Below are 19103 nucleotides of genomic sequence, written 5' to 3' on the forward strand. Positions count from 1 at the left end.
AACCCTCCTAATTTTGCAAGAAATTCGTCAGGCTTTCTAAAGAGTTTGTCATGATCAATATCCCCATTAAAATAAGCACCAACCCTGAAATAATTTCAATCGCGCGGTTGTATTTCTTTAAGGATTTTAAAAACAAAAGCGCTCTTTCTAGCATTAAAGCCACCAATAAAAAAGGGATCGCCAAGCCCATTACAAACACCACCATAAGCATTAAACCATAAGCGTCCTTACTCGCGCTCATGATCACTATAGAAGTGAATATCGGCCCGATGCATGGCGTCCAGCCCAAAGCGAAACTCATGCCCAAAAGAAAGGGGTAAAAGCGCTGCATGCTATTAGATTTGCTCGCCAAACCAACGCTTTGGGTTTTATACAAAAACGAAAAACGAAACACGCCTAAAAAATGCAAACCAAAAAGGATCACAATCCCCCCGGCGATATAATTCACCCAAGAAAACGAAAAGCTATGGATAAGCTTGGCCATAGACATGCCCACGCCCAAAAACACGAGCGAAAACCCCACCACAAACATCAAGGATTTTAAAAAAACCGAAACCCTTTTAGCCTTGCCATCTTTAATATCCTCTAAAGAAATTTGAGAAATATAAGACATATACGCCGGGATTAAAGGCAACACGCAAGGGCTTAAAAAAGTTAAAATCCCAGCTAAAAGCGAAGTTAAAAGAGGCGCTGTGTCAAAGAGATTAACAAGCGTGTTATCAAACATCATTCAATCCTTTTTTAAAAATAACCATTTCTTATCTTTTTTAGAATAACCAAACCTCACTTAATCTTAGACACAATTTCGTTATTTTCTACCACAAACGCCACGCTGTCATTTTCTTTAATTTTATCCTCTAAGATGAGTTCAGCGAGCTTGTCTTCTACCATTTCATAGAGTGCACGCTTTAAGGGTCTAGCGCCATAAAATCTGTCAAATCCCGCTTCAGCGATCAATTCTTTTGCCTCTTCGTCTAGGGTTATATTAATGCCTCTTTCAAGCGCTTTTTTTTGAATGTTTTCAAAGAGAATCCCCACGATATTAGCGACGGCATGGCTATCTAGGGCGTTAAAGGAGATGATTTCATCTAAGCGGTTTAAAAATTCTGGCTTGAAGAATTGCCTCAAACTCTCTTTAATCGCTTTTTGTTTATCGGCTTCACTCAAATTTTCTTCTAAAAGCGCGCCGCTAGCCACATTGCTGGTTAAAATCAAAATCGTGTTTTTGAAATCCACCCTCACGCCCTTACTATCGGTTAAATGCCCTTCATCTAAAACCTGCAACAAGAGGTTAAACACATCCGGATGGGCTTTTTCCACTTCATCTAACAGCACCACGCTATAGGGTTTTCTGCGCACCGCTTCGGTCAATTGCCCGCCTTCTTCATAGCCCACATACCCAGGAGCAGCCCCAATAAGACGGCTTATGGCATGTTTTTCCATGTATTCGCTCATGTCAATTCTTATAAGATTTTTATCGCTATCAAACAAGAATTGCGCCAAAGCTTTAGCGCTCTCGGTTTTACCCACACCCGTTGGCCCTAAAAAGAGAAAGCTCCCTATGGGTTTATTGCTATCGCTAAGCCCGGCCTTATTCCTTTTAATCGCTTTAGCGATCGCTTTGATTGCTTTTTCTTGCCCCACCACTCTTTTTTGCAATTCGCTTTCAATGTTTAAAACCCTATTTTTTTCGCTTTGGAGCATTTTTTGGACCGGGATATGCGTCCATTGGCTCACGATCTCAGCGATGTTGTTTTCGGTTAAAGCGTTTTGCAACAACGCCCCGTTTTGTTGCATCGCTTCCCATTTACGCTGCAATTCTTCTTCTTTCTTTTTGTTTTCAGGGATTTTAGAATATTCAATTTCGCCCGCTTGCTGGTAATCCCCATTGCGCTTAAACCTCTCAGCCTCTTTTTTCAAGCTTTCCATTTCCATTTTCAAGCGTGAAATTTCTTTGAACACTTCTTTTTCGTTTTCAAATTGCGCTTCTAATTGGATTTTTTCTTCTTTCAAATCGCTCAATTCTTTAAGGATTTCTTGCATGCGTTTGGCATTGCTCTCTTTTTTTTCCATTTCAAGGGCTTGTTTTTCCATTTCCAGTCTTTGAATGGAGCGCTTCACGCTAGAGAGTTTGGCCGGCTCTGATTCCATTTGCATTTTTAATTGAGCCGCCCCCTCATCAATCAAATCAATCGCTTTATCGGGTAAAAACCTATCGGTGATATAACGGCTAGAGAGTTTAGCGCTCGCTATGAGCGCGGAGTCATTGATGGTGATATTATGGTGCGTTTCTAAAGTTTCTTTCAACCCCCTTAAAATCTGTAAAGCTTCATTGATGCTAGGCTCATTGAGTAAAATGGGTTGGAAACGCCTTTGTAGCGCCATGTCTTTTTCAAAATACTTGCGGTATTCTTTTAGAGTGGTCGCTCCAATCGTGTGCAATTCCCCCCTAGCGAGCGCGGGTTTTAAAATATTAGCCGCATCCATGCCCCCCTCACTAGCCCCAGCCCCTACAATCGTGTGGATTTCATCAATGAATAAAATCACATTCGCGCTTTTTTTAACTTCTTCAATCACCTTCTTTAGGCGCTCTTCAAACTCGCCTCTGTATTTCGCCCCAGCCACCAACAAGCTTAAATCTAAAGCGATGACTCGTTTGTTTAAAAGCGTTTTAGGCACTTCCTTATTCACAATGCGTTGGGCTAACCCTTCCACAACCGCCGTTTTCCCCACTCCAGGCTCACCTAATAAAATAGGGTTATTTTTTGTTTTTCTTATCAAAATTTGCATCATGCGAATGATTTCTTCATCTCTTCCAATCACCGGATCCAGCTTATTTTCTAGGGCTTTTTGCGTCAAATCAATGCCAAATTTTTCTAAACTTTCCAAATTGGAATCATCGTTTTTACCTTGAATAGTCGCGCCTTTTCTTAAAGATTCTAAAGTTTTTTGCAATTCCTTAGTGTCTAAATAAGGCTTTAAAACGCTTTCAAAAAGGCTCATATTCGCCAAAAGATACACATCGGTAGCGATGAAAGAATCGCCCCTTTTAGCCATCAAGCCTTGAGCGTTTTCTAAACTTTGGATTAAAGCTTGGCTTAATTGGATATTTTGCTTGCTGATTTGTGAGACTTTAGCGAACTTATGCAACTCGCTTTGAACGCTAAGTTTTAAAGCTTCAATATCCACAGGCATTTTTTGTAAGGCTTGAATGAGAATGCCTTGGGAGTTATTAAGCATGGCAAAAAGCATGTGCAAGGGCGTTACTTCAGCGTTTTTGTGGTGTAAGGCTAGAGCGAGCGCGCTGTCTAAAGTCTCATGCAATTGGTCAGTCATTTTTTCAAATAAATTCATTATCAATCCTTTTTGAGTTTTAAAATCTTTACTATTTTACACTATTTTAACCCTCAAAGGTTCTTAAAACGCTCACACTAATGACAAACTCTCCAAAATACGCTTTTTAGACAATTCGCAATATTCTTTTTCAATCTCTAAACCCACGCTAAAACGCCCTAAAGCGTTCGCCTCTAAAATAGTCGTGCCAGATCCGCTAAAAGGATCAAAAATCGTGTCTTCCAAAAAAGAAAACAATTGGATGCAACGCCTGGGTAATTCCCTTGGGAATGGGGCTGGGTGTTTTAAACGTTTTTTAGACTCTCCGCTAAAACTCCATAGCCCGTTCGTGTAGAGCAAAAATTCCTCTTTGCTTATCGTAGAAGTTTGTTTTTTTCGTTTGTATTCGTTTTTATAAAAAACAACGATCAACTCCACAGGAGCGATCGCATAAGGCGCGCTAGCTTGCAGCCAACTCCCCCAAGCGGTGCGTCTTGAAATATTGCTTTCATTCCAAATGATCGTATTTTGATATTTCCAACCGCATTCTTTAGCCACTATAGTAATATCAGCCCCCAAACTTTGCTTGCCATGTTTATTCGTATCCAAAGGGACATTCAAACACAACCTCGCCTGTTCCTTACCCCAAAAATAACAATTTTTAAGCCAATTTTTACACCAATTCAAATAATCATCATAAGCCCTAAAATCATTACTCCCCTGATATTCAATACTCAAATTATAGGGCGGTGAAGTAACGCACAAATCATAAAAACCTTTTTCAAAAGTCTCTAAAACGCTCGCATCGCCATGGTATAAATCCAACTTCTCCAAACTGAAATAAGGTTTCATAAAAGCCTTTTTAAATCTTCTAATAAATTCTCTATGCCCTTGATTTTAGGGCTTTGATCAAAATGGCTTTTGGCTAAATAAAGGCCGTCTAATTCATGTTCCATGACGATCCTGGCTTTTTTAGGCTTATCTTTAAAACTGATTTCATCATCATTATCCGGTGTTATCATGAAAACTTTAATGTGAGAAGTTATAGGCGATTGCAAAAGCTTTAATTTCCAATAAGGCGTCTCTGTAAAACGCTCTCTAAACGAATTTTTACCGATAAAATCGCTAGGATTTTGACATTATCCTTGTTGGTTTGATAAAGAATAATATCTGGCAAAACGCTATACTCTCCAAAATGCACCAATAAAGCCCGTTTGACTTTATCTAATTCGCCATTAATGTGCTTAGCCCTTAAGATTTTATCGTTCGTCATTTTGACATTGTTTTTAATACAGAAATCTTTTAATAAAAGTTCTATGATTTTTTCTAACGCTCTTCCAACCGCACTGACAAAGCCTTGTCTGGCCAAAATACTGGCTTCTTCCTTGCTTTTATTTTGCTTGATATAATCGTTCATTTTATCGTTTAAAAAGCGTTCTTTTTCTTGCACATAAAAAACCTGTAAAAACTTGTAAGGCTCAGGTTGTCCTCTCATGAAATCTTTAAAACGCTCTAAAATAACATCGGCTAAACCCAATCCAAACACCTTTAATCCATAGAAATCCATCAAATTATAATACAAAACTTTTTTATAATGGCTCGCATTTAAAACAAACTTATGATAAATAATGAAATGCAAATTTTAGATATTCTGCTTAAAAGTATTGCTAATGAATCATATATTTTCACTAAAATAATATTGAAAGAATTTAATCAAAGGGCTACTAGATATGCGATTTTTAAATCAATCTTTGGGATTTTTTAATAAAGGGCACTTTGAACCCATTGACAGAAACTTCATTACAGAAAGCTATCAAGCACTAAAGCCGATTGAAGAAATTCAAAATAAATACAATAAACATGACAACGATTCATTTTTGAATGAATTGAGAGACAGTATGGTGGCTTTATATTTAGATTATGAGCTCATCAATACCCAAAAGCATGGCCTTGATGCTAAAAGAAGTTCAAGCGATGAATTTTTAGAAATCAAACAAGTATCTTTTCAAAGTAAAACTTGGAGCGCGACTTTTAATGACACCACTTTAGAAAAAGCCAAAGTTTTTTGCGATATTAAAACGACTTTAGCCGTGGGCGTTTGGAATAATATTTCTAATCTTTTATTTATTGTTTATGGGAAGCACCCTGAAATGGGCTTGTATTTAGAACAAAAAGTAAAAGAGTGTCATAATGAGAGCAGGCGTTCAACTCAAACGATAGGAATTAGTAAATTAATCAAAGAATTTGGTTTTAAAATAAAACCCATTGATTCAAAAGAACAAGAGCTTATCAATCTTTTTAATCTTAAATTTGGTCGTTTTTCTTGGGAAAACCATCTTGCATAAAGTTTTTATCATGGAAGCTTTGGAGTGTTTGAAAAGGATAGAAAAAGAAAGCATCCAAACCATCTATATAGACCCCCCTTATAACACTAAGAGTTCTAACTTTGAATATGAAGACGCTCATGCTGACTATGAAAAATGGATCAAAGAACATTTGATTTTAGCGAAGGCTGTGTTAAAACAAAGCGGTTGTATTTTTATTTCTATAGATGATAATAAAATGGCTGAAGTTAAAATCATTGCCAATGAGATTTTTGGAACGCGCAATTTTTTAGGCACTTTTATCACTAAACAAGCCACAAGGTCTAACGCTAAACACATCAATATTACCCATGAGTATGTTTTAAGCTACGCCAAAAATAAAGCGTTCGCTCCTGGTTTTAAAATCTTACGAACGCTTTTGCCCATTTATGCTAAACCATTGAAAGATTTAATGCGAACGATTAAGAATGTTTTTAAACAAAAAGGACAAGCTCAAGCCCAACTTATCTTAAAAGAACAAATCAAAGAATTATCCCAAAAAGAACATTTTAATTTTTTAAAAAATTATAATTTAGTGGATGAAAAAGGTGAGATTTATTTCGCTAAAGATTTATCCACGCCTTCAAACCCACGCAGTGTAGCGATAGAAGAAATCAATCTTTTTTTAGAACCCTTAAAAAGCAGAGGGTGGAGCAGCGATGAAAAGCTTAAGGATTTATATTATCAAAATAGACTTATTTTTAAGAATAATCGCCCTTATGAAAAATATTACCTAAAAGAATCACAAGATAATTGTTTGAGCGTGTTAGATTTTTATAGCCGACAAGGCACAAAAGATTTAGAAAAATTAGGCTTAAAAGGGCTTTTTAAGACGCCAAAACCTGTAGCATTGATTAAATATTTATTATTATGCTCCACCCCTAAAGATTCTATTATTTTAGATTTTTTTGCAGGCAGTGGGACAACAGCGCAAGCGGTTATAGAAGTTAATAAGGATTATTATTTGAATTGGTCTTTTTATTTGTGCCAAAAAGAAGAAAAAATTAAAAATAACCCGCAAGCTGTTAGCATTTTAAAAAACAAGGGGTACCAAAACACGATTCCAAACATCATGCTATTGCGTTTAGAAAAGATCATCAAAAGCCATGAATACGAAATTTTAAGATAAAACAAATAGCGTTTTAAATATTATTTTTCAAACCCCTACACCCTATCCACGCTCAAAATTTCAGCGCTCGCTCTGGCTTTTTCATTATTTAATTCAATTTTATCGCCCCTTTTTAATGCCTCTAATTCTACCGCTTGATGGTTTTTGCTCACCAACACCCCGAATTGGGGTAATTTCAAATTGGCATGAGCGAGTTTAAGGGCGTTTTCTAGCCTGTTCAATCGCTCTGTTTTAGTTTGTAAAAAAGAGCTTGTCAATGCTTGAATAGAGATTTTTTCTAAAAGCGTTTTTTTAAAGCGTAAAAATTCTAAGGTTTTATTTTCTAAAGCGATTGTTAGTTTCTCTAGCTTTAAAGCGTTTAAATGGTGCTTGTTTTCAAAACTCAATCGTTTTAAAAAATCCGCTAAATGCTCTAAATGCGCCTTTTTTTGATGGAGCAAAATTTTAAACGAGCGGTGCAATTTCACATTAAACCCATCAAGTTTTTGCAACCATTCATCGCTGCTAGGGAGTAAGATTTCCATCGCGTTTGAAGGCGTAGAAGCCCTTAAATCCGCCACTAAATCGCTCAATAAAAAATCGCTCTCATGCCCGATAGCTGATATGCTGAAAGTTTTAGCCAAATGCAGTGCATCAGCGATTTTCTCATCATTGAAAGAATACAAATCCTCCATGCTCCCCCCACCCCTAGCCATTACAATCGCATCAAAAGCGTTTTTTGTGCCATGAAAGCTATCCGCATAAGCGATGCTCTCCACCACGCTTTGAACGCAGCCCTCCCCTTGCATTAACGCATTGATGCAAACCAATTCGCACATCGGCCATCGTTTGGAAGCGATCTTTTGCATGTCCGCCCAAGCGGCTGAATTTTGAGAAGTGATGACTGCCACTCGTTTAGGAAAATGCGGTTTGGGTAATTTATTTTCTTTATCAAAATAGCCTTTAAGGCGTAATTTTTCTTTCAATTGCTCTAAAGCTAGGGTTAATGAACCTATATCTTTAGGCTCTATTTCAAAGCAATTGATTTGATAATCCCCCCTTGGAGCATACACGCTAACACCCCCAAAAACAACCACTTCCTGCCCTTCTTTTAAAGCGAATTTAAGCCTGTTAGCGTTCCCTTTAAACAGCACGCATTTAATAACCGACTGGCTGTCTTTGAGCGAAAAATACGCATGGCCGCTCACCTTATGGATAGTCAAATTACTCACTTCCCCTTGAACCCTAACTTGCAAAAAAGTCGCTTCTAAAAGGGCTTTGATTTGCGCATTGATTTCGCTCACGCTCAATACATGCATCAACTCCCCCTTTTATAGCAAACGAGTGATGTCATTGAAAAGCCCTAAAAACATGATAAAAACCAAAAACCCCACCCCCGCTAGCCACAACGCATTTTGTATGGGCGTTGGCAAAGCGATATGAAAAATATTTTTAAAAACGACCCCTAGCATTTGCGCCCCATCTAAGGCTGGAATGGGTAGTAAATTTAAAATCCCTAGATTGATAGACAAAAACGCCCCAAACAGCAAAAGCATGCTCACGCTATTGGCATGGCTTAACGCTCCCACAATGCCTATTACCCCACTCAATTCCTTAACTGAAGCGCTCCCCATAATCAAACGCCTTAAAGAATCCCCAATCAAAACAACGCCCTCTTTAAACCGACTCAAGGCCTGCTTGAACGCCTGAATTAAGGAATAAGAGACAACGCCTGTTTTTTGCATGTCCGGCTTGATACCTATCGCTTTATACCGGATCATTTCATTAGGATCGTTAGAATCGCTTATTATCGCTACGATTTTGGGGGTCAGCCGTTTTTCTAAAATCTGATGGTTTCGCTCTATTTCTAAAACCAACTCGCCTCTAGCACGCGCCACTACGCTTCTAATCTCTCTAAAACTCGCTATTTTTTTGTGGTTGATAGAAAGGATTTTATCCCCTTTTAACAGCCCAGCTTCTAGCGCGTTACTCTCTAAATCGCCAATGATGGGCAGTAAGACTTTTTCCCCGCTCAATGCCAGAAAAAAATACACTAAAATCGCAAAAAGAAAATTAAAAAACGCCCCCCCAAACAATATCCATAGCTTTTGGAAAGGGCTTTTTTGTGCGTAGCTGTCATTCGCTTGATGGGTTTCATTCGTTTTATTTTCTTCTTTATCCATGCCCTTTAATTTCACATAGCCCCCAAGCGGGATCAAAGACAAAGCGAATTGCGTGCCAAAAAGCTTAAAAAAACAGAGTTTTTTACCAAAACCAATGCTAAAGACTTCTGCCTTCACCCCACAAATCCTAGCGATAGTGAAATGCCCTAATTCATGGACAAAGATTAAAAACGCCAGCATTAAAACCGCTACAATGAACATCATACCCCTGCAGGCTCTTTGGTGTTAGAATCTTTTATCATCGGCTCTTTCGGCTCTTTTAAAGGCGTGGGCGCTATAGGAGGCATGGGTGGTATGGTTTTTTGGCTTTCTTTATTTTCTTTTGGGGGTTTTTGCCACAACTCTGTCAAAGCCGCCGCTTTTTTAGGATCCATTTTGGCTAAAATTTTACCGAGTTCTTGGGGTTTTAGCGCCATTAAAATTTCTAAGGCGTTTTGAGTGGGTAAATTTTCTAAAATCAAGGCGGACTTAGAATCTTTCATTTTAGAATAAGTCTCGCCAATCTTGCTGTCTTTAGCCTGCTTGATTCCTCTCAAAATGCCTTCGTTTTCTTCTATCAAATTTTTAAGGCGTTTTTTTTCTTCCGTTTGTAAGGTTTTAAAGGCTTCTTCTTTAGCGGCTAAATTTTTCAGTTTTTCTTCCACTTCTTTTTCTTTTTGGTTCAACAAATCGGTTTTTTCATCTAAAAGGCGGGCGTTTTCGGTTTGCAAGATCCTTAAAGACTGCTCTTTTTCGCTCAATCGGCGCAAATCGTCTTTCAATTCGGCTTTTTTGGATTCAAAAATCGCAGAGCATTGCAACAATTCTTGCGCGGCTTCTTCGCTAAAGAGCGCTTGTAAAATCAAGCCCATTAACAAGATTTTACGCATGCAAGCCTTCTTTTTGCCAGTGTAAAATCATGGCGTTTTCGTCTAAAAGAGCCTGCTCTTTTTTTTCCAAAATTTCCTTTTCTTTTCGCTTTTCATTTTCTAAAATGATTTTAGCTTTTTCTAATTCTTGGTTAGCCAAAAGACAATCTTTTTCTAAAATTTTTAAATCCTTAATTAAATTCTCGCCCTGTTGTTGGTAACATTCTATCTCCATTCTTAGAGCGCTTTTTAATTGCTGGGTTTGTAAAAAAAGGCTCATTCCCCCCAATTCAGGGTTTTTAAACGCGCTCAGTTGGGCTTGTTTGTCCAAAATTTCTCGCTCATTTTGCCGCCATTCTAAACGCTTGCTTTCAAGCTTTTGTTCTATTTTTTCTAACGCAAGGGTTTTTAATTGCACCCATACAGAAGCGAATTTTTTCATAGAAAAATCGTGTCTTCTCTTTCAGGGCTTGTAGAAATAAGGCGGATTTTTACCCCCACTTCTTTTTCAATAAAGCGGATATACTCTCTAGCGTTTGGCTCTAAATCGTCTAATTTTCTCACGCCCACGCTTTTTTCCCAACCTTTAAAAGTTTGATAGATCGGCGTGCAATCTTTCAAATCGCTAGGGAAAGCCTCTAATCTTTCGCCCTTTCTTTCATAAGCCACGCACACCTTAATCGCATCAATCCCGTCTAAAACATCTAATTTCATTAAAGCCAATTGCGTGCAACCATTCAAAGCGCAAGCGTATTTTAAAGCCACCAAATCCAGCCATCCGCAACGCCTTGGGCGCTTGGTTGTCGTGCCAAACTCCGCACCCTTAGTCCTTAAATGATCGCCCATGGGTGTAGTGTCTTCGCTAGGGAAAGGCCCATTACCCACACGAGTGGAATAGGCTTTCGTGATGCCTATCACTTCATTGATCGCTTTAGGGTTTAAGCCGGTGCTCACGCATGCGCTAGCGCTCGTGGTGTTAGAGCTTGTTACAAAAGGGTAAGTCCCTAAATCAATGTCTAAAAGCGTGCCTTGCGCCCCTTCTAGTAGGATTTTTTCACCCTTTTGGTTCGCTTCTATCAGCATGCTTGTCGTGTCTTTGATAAAGGGGCAGATTTTTGGAGTGTAAGTTTTAAAATACTCTCTCAAATCTTTTTCGTAATTCTTGCTCAAATCATACGCTTCCTTAAAAGGCTCAATGGCTTTGAAATGAGCGTTTAGCCTTTCTTCTAAGATCTTATCGTCTAATAAATCCCCCATTCTTATCCCGCTCCTCGCCATTTTATCCTCATAGCAAGGGCCTATGCCTTTTTTAGTCGTGCCGATGTTTTGAGATTGTTCTTTAAAAGCGTCTTTTTTGGCATGATAAGGCAAGATCACATGGGCTCTGTCGCTGATAAACAAACGATTTTCTAAATCCTCAAACGCGCTGATTTCTTCGCACAAATCCTTAATGCTCACGACCACCGCGCTAGAAATGATGTTCTTGCATTTGGGGTATAAAACCCCTGAGGGCATTAAATGCAAAGAATGCTTAACCCCCTTATGCACAATGGTATGCCCGGCATTATGCCCACCTTGATAGCGCACCACAAAGTCATAATCTTTAGCGATCCTATCAACAATTTTTCCCTTCCCCTCATCTCCCCACTGGATCCCCACAACGACATCTGCCATAAAATATTATCCTTAAAACAAAGTAGATTGGATTGTTTAAAAGCTTGTTAGAATACCAAAAAAAAGTAAAGAGCCTCTTTATAAGCCCTAAAAAGAGCTTAAAAACCTATCGTGTAATTGATATAGAACGCATACAAACGCCTGTAATCCACATCAGCCCCATTCGCTCTCAAATACCTTTGATTGATAGCTGGGATTTTCACGCCAAATTCCATCCCATGCTGAATGCTTTGAGACGCGCTCAAAAACCGGCGGTGCATGGTGCTGGCGAAATGAGCCCTTAAGCCCAAATTGAATAAAAATTGGAAATTCGTGGGAGTGGGGTATTCTTTAAACGAGTTTTCAATTTGACCTCTTAAAGAGCTATCCCAAGTGTTGCCCGCTATTTGAATGCCTCCAAACACCCCCACATTCAAGGACTGATCGCTAAAAACCCTCCTGAAGATATTCCATAAAAAGTCTGTGCCAACACCATAAGTAAAGATATTCGCTTTAACAGCGCTGCTAAGACTGCCCAATTGCGTAAAGCCATAATCAAAGAAAGCGTAATATCGTAAGCCTATATTCCTCTTTCTCCCAAAAAATTGCTTATAACCCATTTGAATGCCAAAGCCATTAATAACCCCATGCTGAGAACTTTTGCCTGGCCCAAATTGGGGCAAGTAGGGCTCATCGTAATGATTCAGCATTCCTCCTAGCTGTTTTAGATTCTCTTGGTAAGTAGCGATTCGATCCGAGATGGTTTTCACATCCTTTTGGAGCATTGATCCTGCACCACCGCTCTTATTCAAGCTTTCTGCGATCTGACCTAGTTTTGCTGAAGAAGTGTCATTAAAAAGCTGCATTTGGGCTAAAAGCCCTTTTAAAAACACCGAATTACTATCCAAATTCACCCTTGTAAGCGCGTTTAAAAGCGCCACGCTCTCCGTGGCTAAAAGACTGAATTCATTTTGAGAACCATAGAGAACTTTTATAATCCCTACATATTCAGGAACTACTCCGTTATTACTGCCATTATTACTATTATTAACCAAGTTATAAAGCACATTACTCAAATACACTTGCAAGGCTTGAACGCTATAAGCGTTTTTATTCGCTTCAAAGCGTTGCTCAATTTGGGGGAGTATTTTTTTAAACTGGGTTAATTCTGCGTTGTTGTTGCCAACAGTTGTATTAGTATTAACAATTTGATTGCCTATCCCCAAAAGAGCGTCCATGGTCGTGTTCGTCGCTAAGGCTAAAAGCCCATTACTCCCTGCCATACCCACGCCCACTTGGCGGAAATCATCAATGACATTATTCCTTAAAGTGCTGCCTTTGTTATTGATGTTTTGTTGCGCACCGCCAATTTGATAGCCCACTCCCATATAAAAGCCATTATCTTCAGCTAACGCCATGCTTAAAGGAAGGCTAAAAAGCAGAGCGGTTTTTAAAAGCCCTTTTTTGAGTGCGTGGTATTGACTATAACCTTTTTTCATTCTTGTATTCTTTATCTCTTTTGTATTGGTATTTTTCATCAAGAGCCTTCCTTAAAAACCGACTGAATAGCCCACATAGAAGCTAAAATTCCTCATATAGCTTGCGCTTGAGCCTTGGGTTGCGAAATATTTATGAGCGATAACAGGGATTTTCACCCCAAATTCTATCCCTTGGTCTAGCTTGTACTTATTGAAATTGGTTTTTGCAAAGTTGGTGCGCACGCCCAAATCAAACAAGAATTGGAACGAACTAGACTTGACATCAGGCCTTTGTCCGCTCAATAAATTCGTTACATTAGTGCTCCAAGTTTGCCCTGCGATTTGAGCGCCAAAGAAAAGACCGATTGTAGTCCTTTCCCTCCTTCTAGAGCGTTCATACACATTGTATAAAAAATCCGTTCCTACCCCATAAGTAACAAGATTCGCTCCCACTTTTAAATTCGTATCGCCAAAATTCGCATAGCCATAATCCAAAAACCCATAATACCTTAAGCCGATATTTTTCTTATGGGTGAAAAATTGTTTATAACCCATCTTAGCCCCAAAGCCGTTCATGCTCGCTGACTGATAATCTCTGAGCGAAAAGAGGTTAGGGATATAAGAAATCTTATAAAGAGAACTAGCCGAAGATTCAAACTGATTTAAGGTCGTATTGATGATGCCTATGACTCTGTCTAGCCCTTTTCTATAGATAAGCTGGTTCCCGCTAAAACAAGACGATGCGCTGCTACAGATATTTTTTTCAATAAAACTCCCTAACCCCAAAGTCTCACGATCTAAAGAAATCCCGCTCTTAATCAAAGCGTTGATCTCGCTCACCGTAGAATTAGCCCCTATCAAGCCCGTTTGCGAAGAAAAATTTTGCATGCCTGTGGCAATATCGCCCACACTCACGCCATTATACGCTCCATTAGTCCCGCCTGCGCCTAAAAGCATGACTTTCACAATGTTTTCGTATAGCTGTTGGTTATTATTTTGTTGGATTTTGCTCAAATCCACTTGCCCTAAAGCTAAAACGATGTTTTGAGCCACTGAGAGCATGCTGTCAGTGATACCGATTTGCTCTTTCCCCACATCCACCACCAAAGGCTTAATGACATTCTGACTGGCGTATTGTTGGGATAGATCCAATAGTTTTCCTAAAATCCCTAGAGATTGCTCTAAATTGGCTAAGGCTTGGTGTGATTGTCCGTTTTGCTGTGATGCTTGCACATTGCCTTTCATGCTTTCACTCAAAAGAGTTTTTGTTTTATTCCCTAAAATATCCAAGTAATAGGATAAGGGAATGGCAGAAGTTTGCAACCTCACAGCCCCATCTCTAATCAACTGCTTTAATTCTTGCGCTTGAGTGAAGCCTGGATTTTTCAATTCCTGTCTGGCCAAACTCGTTTGATAATCTATGACAAAAAACGCCCCATCTTCTTCAGCGTTACACAAAGACATGCTCGCTAGCAAGGAAAGAGCGATCGTTTTTTTAAAGGAGTGGTTTTTCAAAAATATCCTTTTTGCTTTGGCTTTGATAAGTGATTTTACTTAATCCATAAAAAGAAACTTCCTAATTTTAAGATAATCATTCTTAATTTGCTATTAAGCGTTTCAAAAAAGCATCAAATTGACATCTTTTAAGCAAAATGTTATAATGATCGCTTAATTTTATGGGGTGTTAGCTCAGTTGGGAGAGCGCAACGCTGGCAGCGTTGAGGTCAGGGGTTCGAACCCCCTACACTCCACCATTATTATTACGCCTATTCTCTTTCTTTATGGATCAAACCCATTTTCTTGCTAGTATTACCCATAATTAATTATAATCTTAGGAATTGTTTTTCATCAAGGGAGTTTGAGCGTGAACAGTTTGTTTAAAATGCGCATTCTTAGTTTTAAAAAGAATAAGCGGGCGGTGTTTTCACTCTATCTTTTTATCGCTTTATTAGCGTTTTCTCTTTTAGCCCCCTTATGGGTGAATGATCGCCCCTTATTCATCTATAAAGACAATAAGGCGTATTTCCCTATATTTAAAAACTATGCGGAAGTGGAGTTTGGAGGCGATTTTTTCACCCCCACAGATTATAACGATCCTTATGTGAAAAACACGCTTTTAAAAGACGCTTTCATTATCCATGCGCTCATCCCTTATAGCTACGATACGATCATTATGGATTTAGACTCGCCTGCCCCCACCCCCCCAAGCTTCAAACACCTTTTAGGCACAGACGATCAAGCCAGAGATGTGTTAGCCAGACTGGTTTATGGCTATCGTGTTTCGTTAGTGTTTGGGATTTTACTCACCCTTTTTAGCGTTCTTATTGGCGTGAGTTTGGGAGCGTTTCAGGGGTATTATGGAGGGTTAATTGATTTAGTGGGGCAAAGATTGAGCGAGATCTGGAGCGCGATCCCTATGCTTTTTTTACTCATTGTGATTTCCAGCGCGTTTAATTCTAATTTCTGGATCATTTTATTTTTAGTCTTGCTCTTTAGCTGGATGGGGCTTTCTCAAGTCGTGCGCACGGAGTTTTTAAAAGCAAGGAACATGGACTACACTAAAGCTGCTAGAGCGCTTGGGGTGAATGATTTAAAAATCATTTTCTACCATGTTTTACCCAACGCTTTAGTAGCGACGATCACTTATGTGCCATTTTTAATGGCGGCTAGCATTTCTACTTTAGTGTCTTTGGATTTCTTGGGTTTTGGCATGCCTATAGGGAGCGCGAGTTTGGGCGAATTGGTCAATCAAGGCAAGGACAACCTCACCACGCCCCATTTAGCCATCGTTGCGTTTGTAGCCATTAGTTTGTTGCTTTCTGTTTTGGTGTTCATTGGCGAAGGGGTGCGCGATGCTTTTAACGCTAACATGCTCAAATAAGGGGGTTACATGCTAGAAATCAAAAATTTAAACTGCGTTTTAAATGCGCATTTTTCGCTCCAAAACATCAATATTTCGTTAAATCCTAGCGAAAGGGTGGCGATCGTGGGCGAGAGTGGGAGCGGGAAAAGCTCTATCGCTAATCTCATCATGCGTTTAAACCCTAGATTCAAGCCCCATAATGGCGAAGTGCTGTTTGAAACAACCAACCTTTTAAAAGAAAGCGAAGAATTTATGCAGCATTTAAGGGGAAATATTATCGCTTACATCGCTCAAGACCCTTTATCCAGCCTAAACCCCTTGCATAAAATCGGCAAACAAATGAGTGAAGCCTATTTTTTACACCATAAAAACGCTTCTCAAACGCTCCTTAAAGAACAAGTTTTAAACGCCATGAAACAAGTCCAATTAGACGAAAAATTTTTGGATCGTTACCCTTATGAATTGAGCGGAGGGCAACGCCAAAGGGTGTGTATCGCTATGGGCATTATTAATGCACCCAAACTGCTCATTTGCGATGAGCCTACCACCGCATTAGATGCACAAATCCAAAACCAGATTTTAGACTTGCTCAAGCAATTGAGCACAGAAAAAAACATCGCCCTTTTATTCATTAGCCATGATTTAAAAGCGGTCAAACGCTTGGCTGATAGGGTTTATGTGCTAAAAAAAGGCGAGATAGTAGAAACCAATTTGACTAAAGAGCTTTTTAATGACCCCAAGCATGAATATTCAAAACTCCTGCTTCAGGCTTCAAACTTACCCGCTAAAAATTTAAAAGCGCTGGATGAGACGCTTTTAGAAGTAAAAGATTTTAGCGTTTATTACTTGCAAAAACGCTTTTTTAGGCCTTCTTTAAAAAAACCCCTTATCGCATCAGTCAATTTTTCCCTCAAAGCCAAAGAAAACATCGGCATCATTGGCGAAAGCGGGAGCGGGAAAAGCTCTTTAGCGTTGGGGCTTTTAAAACTCGCTTTAAACAGCGGGGAAGAAAAGATTTTAGGCCAAAGCGTGGGGCCTTTAAATTCTAAGGCGTTCAAACCCTACCGCAAGATTTTGCAAATGGTGTTTCAAGACCCTTACGCCTCATTAAACCCTCGCTTAAGCATTCAAAGCATTTTAACAGAAGCTTTGCGCTTTGCTTACCCTAAAGCCTCCAAAGAAGAATGGCACCATCTCGCAAAACTTTGTTTAGAAGAAGTGTGTTTAAACCCTGAATCGCTTAACTTTTACGCTTATGAGCTCAGTGGAGGGGAACGCCAAAGAGTAGCGATCGCTAGAGCGATTGCCTTAAAACCTAAAATCATTCTTTTAGATGAGCCAACCTCTGCTTTAGACAAAAGCATTCAAAAAAGCGTGTTGGAATTATTGTTGGATTTACAAGAAAAGCAGGATTTGAGCTATTTGTTTATCAGCCATGATTTAGATGTGATCAAAGCGTTTTGCGATAAGGTGTTAGTGATAAGTGAGGGGGAAGTCGTAGAAATGGGCGCTATTGAAGAGGTGTTTGACAACCCTAAACACGCTTATACGAAGCGTTTGTTAGAATCCAGGCTTTAAAGCTTTATTTTAAAATTCATGCCTTTAAGCGTTTTTAATCGCTTTTTTCTATAAACAAAACAAAGAAACTTGATAAGGGGCCGTTTTTGAATAAGGGTAGTTGTCAATAAAGAATGAAAAGACCTTAGATTCTTTGGGCAAAATCTTTTCTTTAAAAATTTTTTCATAGCTTTTTTTGACAAACCATTTAAACGCATGCTCTTCTACAAAATTGTGAGGGTTTTTAAGGACTTCTAGGCGTAAAACGCATTTGTTTAGACTGAATTTGGAATGGTTTTTGACTCCCACTTGCAAAGAAAAGGCGTTGCTATAACTTAAAGGGTTAGCGTGTAAAATGCGTGTTTCTATGGGGTAAATCGCTTGAGTGAGTAAAATGTTCAAAACAAAAGGCATGCTTAAAAACGCGCCCAAAAAAGCTGTTGTTGCCATATAGCTAGCTAAGCGGTTTCTTAAAAGCAGAGCCAAAAGGAGCAAAATCGCGCAAAAAAGGATTAAAACGCTCGCTATTAAAACGCTAATTAAAGTCGCTTGATTTAAAAAGCCCTTAAAAGACTCCAAAAAAGCTTGGATAAAGGCAAGAGATGCCATGCGTTTTTAAGGCTCTTTGGTCTCGGCAATACTAGATTTAACCTTACTTTTAGTGTCAATCCAAATATTAGGCACAGCCCCGCCTGGAGTGAGCATGATTTGAGCGTTATTGTTCGTTTTTAACGCTTCATTAAACTGGCCTTGAACTTCAATTTGGCGCAGTCTTAAAAGCTTGTCGCTCAAGCTTTGCGAAATGCTTAAATTAGCTTGAGATTTTGCCTTAGCCTCAATCACTATCGCATCAGCCACGCCCTGAGCCTTAATCCTGTTAGCGTCCGCTTCCCCTTTAGCCAAAGCGGCTTGTTTTTGAGCTTCTTGCTTGGAGCGCTCCACCTCGTATTTCACCCTTTCTGATTCTTGGCGCGCGATTTGGACTTTTTCAATTTGCTCTTTAATCTTAGCGGGCAAGACGATTTCTCTCAATTGGATAGAGCTTAATTCCACAGGGGTGTTGGGGAGCTTAGAAACTTCTTTATTGATACCGCTATTAATAAGAGCGGCGATTTCATTGCGCTTAATGGGTAAATCTTCAGCCGGATAGCGCCCCACGACAGAGCGCACCACATCGCGCACCACAGGGTTGATGATCTTTTGCTCCCAAGACAAGCCATAAGTAGCGATCGTTTGGGGGGTGGTTTGGGGGTTTAGGCGGTATTGCACGGTGAGTTCAATAGAAACGGTCAAGCCCCTACTATCCATCACATTAATAGCATCGTTTCTAAAAATCCCTTGGTTTTTACCCGCCACGCCCATGTCTTCAGTGCGTGAAAAATTGATATTTCTGATCCTTGTATCTACAATGAGGATGTCTTGAATGATAGGCACAAAAAAGTGGATCCCTGGCTGTAAGGGGGTGGGTTCGTATTTCCCGGCGGTAATTTTAATGCCAATTTCTCCTGAGCTAATCACTTCAAAAGGCTTGGCTAAAAAAGCGATAACGCCTAAAAGGACAATGACGATTAAAACCGATAGTTTTTTAGAATTAAAAGAGTTAGACGGCGGGATGAAACGCCCCCCATTATTAGGCGTATTAGGCGTGGGGGTTTCTCTTTGAGGATTTTTCTTTTTTAAATGTTCGTTCAAATCAATGGGCATGAATTTCCTTTTT

16 protein-coding genes, 1 tRNA gene and 1 pseudogene are annotated in these 19103 nt (G+C 39.3%); 5 read left to right on the plus strand and 13 right to left on the minus strand.

Features of this window, described 5'->3' with window-relative positions:
- Nucleotides 1–7 precede the first annotated feature (7 nt).
- From KX581_RS04785 to KX581_RS04800, 4 genes and pseudogenes are all read right to left on the minus strand, one after another.
- The gene (locus KX581_RS04785) at nucleotides 8–727 is read right to left on the minus strand and encodes a cytochrome c biogenesis protein CcdA (protein ID WP_198994531.1); all 720 of its coding nucleotides are present in this window, start codon (nucleotides 725–727) and stop codon (nucleotides 8–10) included.
- Between the two features lie 56 nt (nucleotides 728–783).
- Nucleotides 784–3354 carry an ATP-dependent Clp protease ATP-binding subunit gene (locus KX581_RS04790; protein ID WP_231175727.1) on the minus strand — a complete coding sequence of 857 codons (2571 nt, stop codon included), beginning with the start codon at nucleotides 3352–3354 and terminating at the stop codon, nucleotides 784–786.
- A gap of 72 nt (nucleotides 3355–3426) precedes the next feature.
- On the minus strand, nucleotides 3427–4185 hold the full coding sequence (locus KX581_RS04795; protein ID WP_001936231.1) for a DNA-methyltransferase: 759 nt from the start codon (nucleotides 4183–4185) through the stop codon (nucleotides 3427–3429).
- A pseudogene (locus KX581_RS04800) lies at nucleotides 4182–4870 on the minus strand (BsaWI family type II restriction enzyme). Before KX581_RS04800 ends, KX581_RS04795 begins: the two are co-directional and overlap by 4 nt.
- A gap of 193 nt (nucleotides 4871–5063) precedes the next feature.
- On the opposite strand from KX581_RS04800, the gene KX581_RS04805 reads away from it, so the two are divergent.
- Together KX581_RS04805 and KX581_RS04810 are read left to right on the plus strand one after the other, a co-directional pair.
- A complete protein-coding gene (locus tag KX581_RS04805; RefSeq protein ID WP_180620590.1) occupies nucleotides 5064–5678 on the plus strand; it encodes a hypothetical protein in 615 nt (204 codons plus the stop codon).
- On the plus strand, nucleotides 5671–6825 hold the full coding sequence (locus KX581_RS04810) for a DNA methyltransferase (RefSeq protein WP_120872221.1): 1155 nt from the start codon (nucleotides 5671–5673) through the stop codon (nucleotides 6823–6825). The genes KX581_RS04805 and KX581_RS04810 overlap by 8 nt, the downstream gene beginning before the upstream one ends.
- Nucleotides 6826–6860: 35 nt before the next feature.
- On the opposite strand, the gene xseA is transcribed toward KX581_RS04810, so the two are convergent.
- The 7 genes from xseA to hopF form a co-directional block, all read right to left on the minus strand.
- Complete coding sequence (xseA, locus tag KX581_RS04815; RefSeq protein ID WP_231175728.1) at nucleotides 6861–8123, minus strand: exodeoxyribonuclease VII large subunit; 1263 nt, start codon at nucleotides 8121–8123, stop codon at nucleotides 6861–6863.
- A 12-nt stretch (nucleotides 8124–8135) separates the two neighbouring features.
- On the minus strand, nucleotides 8136–9191 hold the full coding sequence (rseP, locus tag KX581_RS04820) for an RIP metalloprotease RseP (protein WP_231175729.1): 1056 nt from the start codon (nucleotides 9189–9191) through the stop codon (nucleotides 8136–8138).
- Nucleotides 9188–9856, minus strand: coding sequence for a MotE family protein (locus KX581_RS04825; protein ID WP_231175730.1), 669 nt, complete (start codon nucleotides 9854–9856; stop codon nucleotides 9188–9190). Before KX581_RS04825 ends, rseP begins: the two co-directional genes overlap by 4 nt.
- The gene (locus tag KX581_RS04830) at nucleotides 9849–10277 is read right to left on the minus strand and encodes a flagellar export protein FliJ (protein WP_231175731.1); all 429 of its coding nucleotides are present in this window, start codon (nucleotides 10275–10277) and stop codon (nucleotides 9849–9851) included. The genes KX581_RS04825 and KX581_RS04830 overlap by 8 nt, the downstream gene beginning before the upstream one ends.
- Nucleotides 10274–11509: an adenylosuccinate synthase gene (gene purA / locus KX581_RS04835; protein ID WP_231175732.1), complete on the minus strand. Its 1236-nt coding sequence runs from the start codon at nucleotides 11507–11509 to the stop codon at nucleotides 10274–10276. The genes KX581_RS04830 and purA overlap by 4 nt, the downstream gene beginning before the upstream one ends.
- 98 nt (nucleotides 11510–11607) lie before the next feature.
- Entirely contained in the window at nucleotides 11608–13026 is a 1419-nt protein-coding gene (gene hopG / locus KX581_RS04840) for a Hop family outer membrane protein HopG (protein WP_231175733.1), read from the minus strand.
- Nucleotides 13027–13038: 12 nt separating this feature from the next.
- Nucleotides 13039–14481, minus strand: coding sequence for a Hop family outer membrane protein HopF (hopF, locus tag KX581_RS04845; protein WP_231175734.1), 1443 nt, complete (start codon nucleotides 14479–14481; stop codon nucleotides 13039–13041).
- Between the two features lie 163 nt (nucleotides 14482–14644).
- Between hopF and KX581_RS04850 the strand changes: the two genes are divergently transcribed.
- The 3 genes from KX581_RS04850 to KX581_RS04860 all read left to right on the plus strand — a co-directional run bounded on the left by KX581_RS04850 (nucleotide 14645) and on the right by KX581_RS04860 (nucleotide 17407).
- A tRNA-Ala gene (locus tag KX581_RS04850) sits at nucleotides 14645–14720 on the plus strand.
- 104 nt (nucleotides 14721–14824) lie between these two features.
- Complete coding sequence (locus tag KX581_RS04855; RefSeq protein ID WP_231175735.1) at nucleotides 14825–15847, plus strand: ABC transporter permease; 1023 nt, start codon at nucleotides 14825–14827, stop codon at nucleotides 15845–15847.
- 9 nt (nucleotides 15848–15856) lie between these two features.
- Nucleotides 15857–17407 carry a dipeptide ABC transporter ATP-binding protein gene (locus KX581_RS04860; RefSeq protein WP_231175736.1) on the plus strand — a complete coding sequence of 517 codons (1551 nt, stop codon included), beginning with the start codon at nucleotides 15857–15859 and terminating at the stop codon, nucleotides 17405–17407.
- Between the two features lie 48 nt (nucleotides 17408–17455).
- Here the strand turns inward: KX581_RS04860 and KX581_RS04865 are convergent, their stop codons facing one another.
- A complete protein-coding gene (locus KX581_RS04865; protein WP_180509837.1) occupies nucleotides 17456–17995 on the minus strand; it encodes a DUF2393 domain-containing protein in 540 nt (179 codons plus the stop codon).
- A 6-nt stretch (nucleotides 17996–18001) separates the two neighbouring features.
- Nucleotides 18002–19090, minus strand: a complete 1089-nt coding sequence (locus KX581_RS04870; protein WP_001121052.1) for a prohibitin family protein — start codon at nucleotides 19088–19090, stop codon at nucleotides 18002–18004.
- Nucleotides 19091–19103 lie beyond the last annotated feature (13 nt).

The organism is Helicobacter pylori (assembly GCF_021062735.1).
Classification (GTDB): Bacteria; Campylobacterota; Campylobacteria; order Campylobacterales; family Helicobacteraceae; genus Helicobacter; species Helicobacter pylori_DN.

Excerpts from the sequence above, each read along its gene's own strand:
- hopG (WP_231175733.1), bottom strand. The coding sequence starts at position 13,026 with ATGAAAAATACCAATACAAAAGAGATAAAGAATACAAGAATGAAAAAA.
- KX581_RS04830 (WP_231175731.1), bottom strand. The coding sequence starts at position 10,277 with ATGAAAAAATTCGCTTCTGTATGGGTGCAATTAAAAACCCTTGCGTTA.
- KX581_RS04870 (WP_001121052.1), bottom strand. The coding sequence starts at position 19,090 with ATGCCCATTGATTTGAACGAACATTTAAAAAAGAAAAATCCTCAAAGA.
- KX581_RS04785 (WP_198994531.1), bottom strand. The coding sequence starts at position 727 with ATGTTTGATAACACGCTTGTTAATCTCTTTGACACAGCGCCTCTTTTA.
- purA (WP_231175732.1), bottom strand. The coding sequence starts at position 11,509 with ATGGCAGATGTCGTTGTGGGGATCCAGTGGGGAGATGAGGGGAAGGGA.
- KX581_RS04825 (WP_231175730.1), bottom strand. The coding sequence starts at position 9,856 with ATGCGTAAAATCTTGTTAATGGGCTTGATTTTACAAGCGCTCTTTAGC.
- KX581_RS04805 (WP_180620590.1), top strand. The coding sequence starts at position 5,064 with ATGCGATTTTTAAATCAATCTTTGGGATTTTTTAATAAAGGGCACTTT.
- KX581_RS04865 (WP_180509837.1), bottom strand. The coding sequence starts at position 17,995 with ATGGCATCTCTTGCCTTTATCCAAGCTTTTTTGGAGTCTTTTAAGGGC.
- xseA (WP_231175728.1), bottom strand. The coding sequence starts at position 8,123 with ATGCATGTATTGAGCGTGAGCGAAATCAATGCGCAAATCAAAGCCCTT.
- KX581_RS04790 (WP_231175727.1), bottom strand. The coding sequence starts at position 3,354 with ATGAATTTATTTGAAAAAATGACTGACCAATTGCATGAGACTTTAGAC.
- KX581_RS04860 (WP_231175736.1), top strand. The coding sequence starts at position 15,857 with ATGCTAGAAATCAAAAATTTAAACTGCGTTTTAAATGCGCATTTTTCG.
- rseP (WP_231175729.1), bottom strand. The coding sequence starts at position 9,191 with ATGATGTTCATTGTAGCGGTTTTAATGCTGGCGTTTTTAATCTTTGTC.
- KX581_RS04795 (WP_001936231.1), bottom strand. The coding sequence starts at position 4,185 with ATGAAACCTTATTTCAGTTTGGAGAAGTTGGATTTATACCATGGCGAT.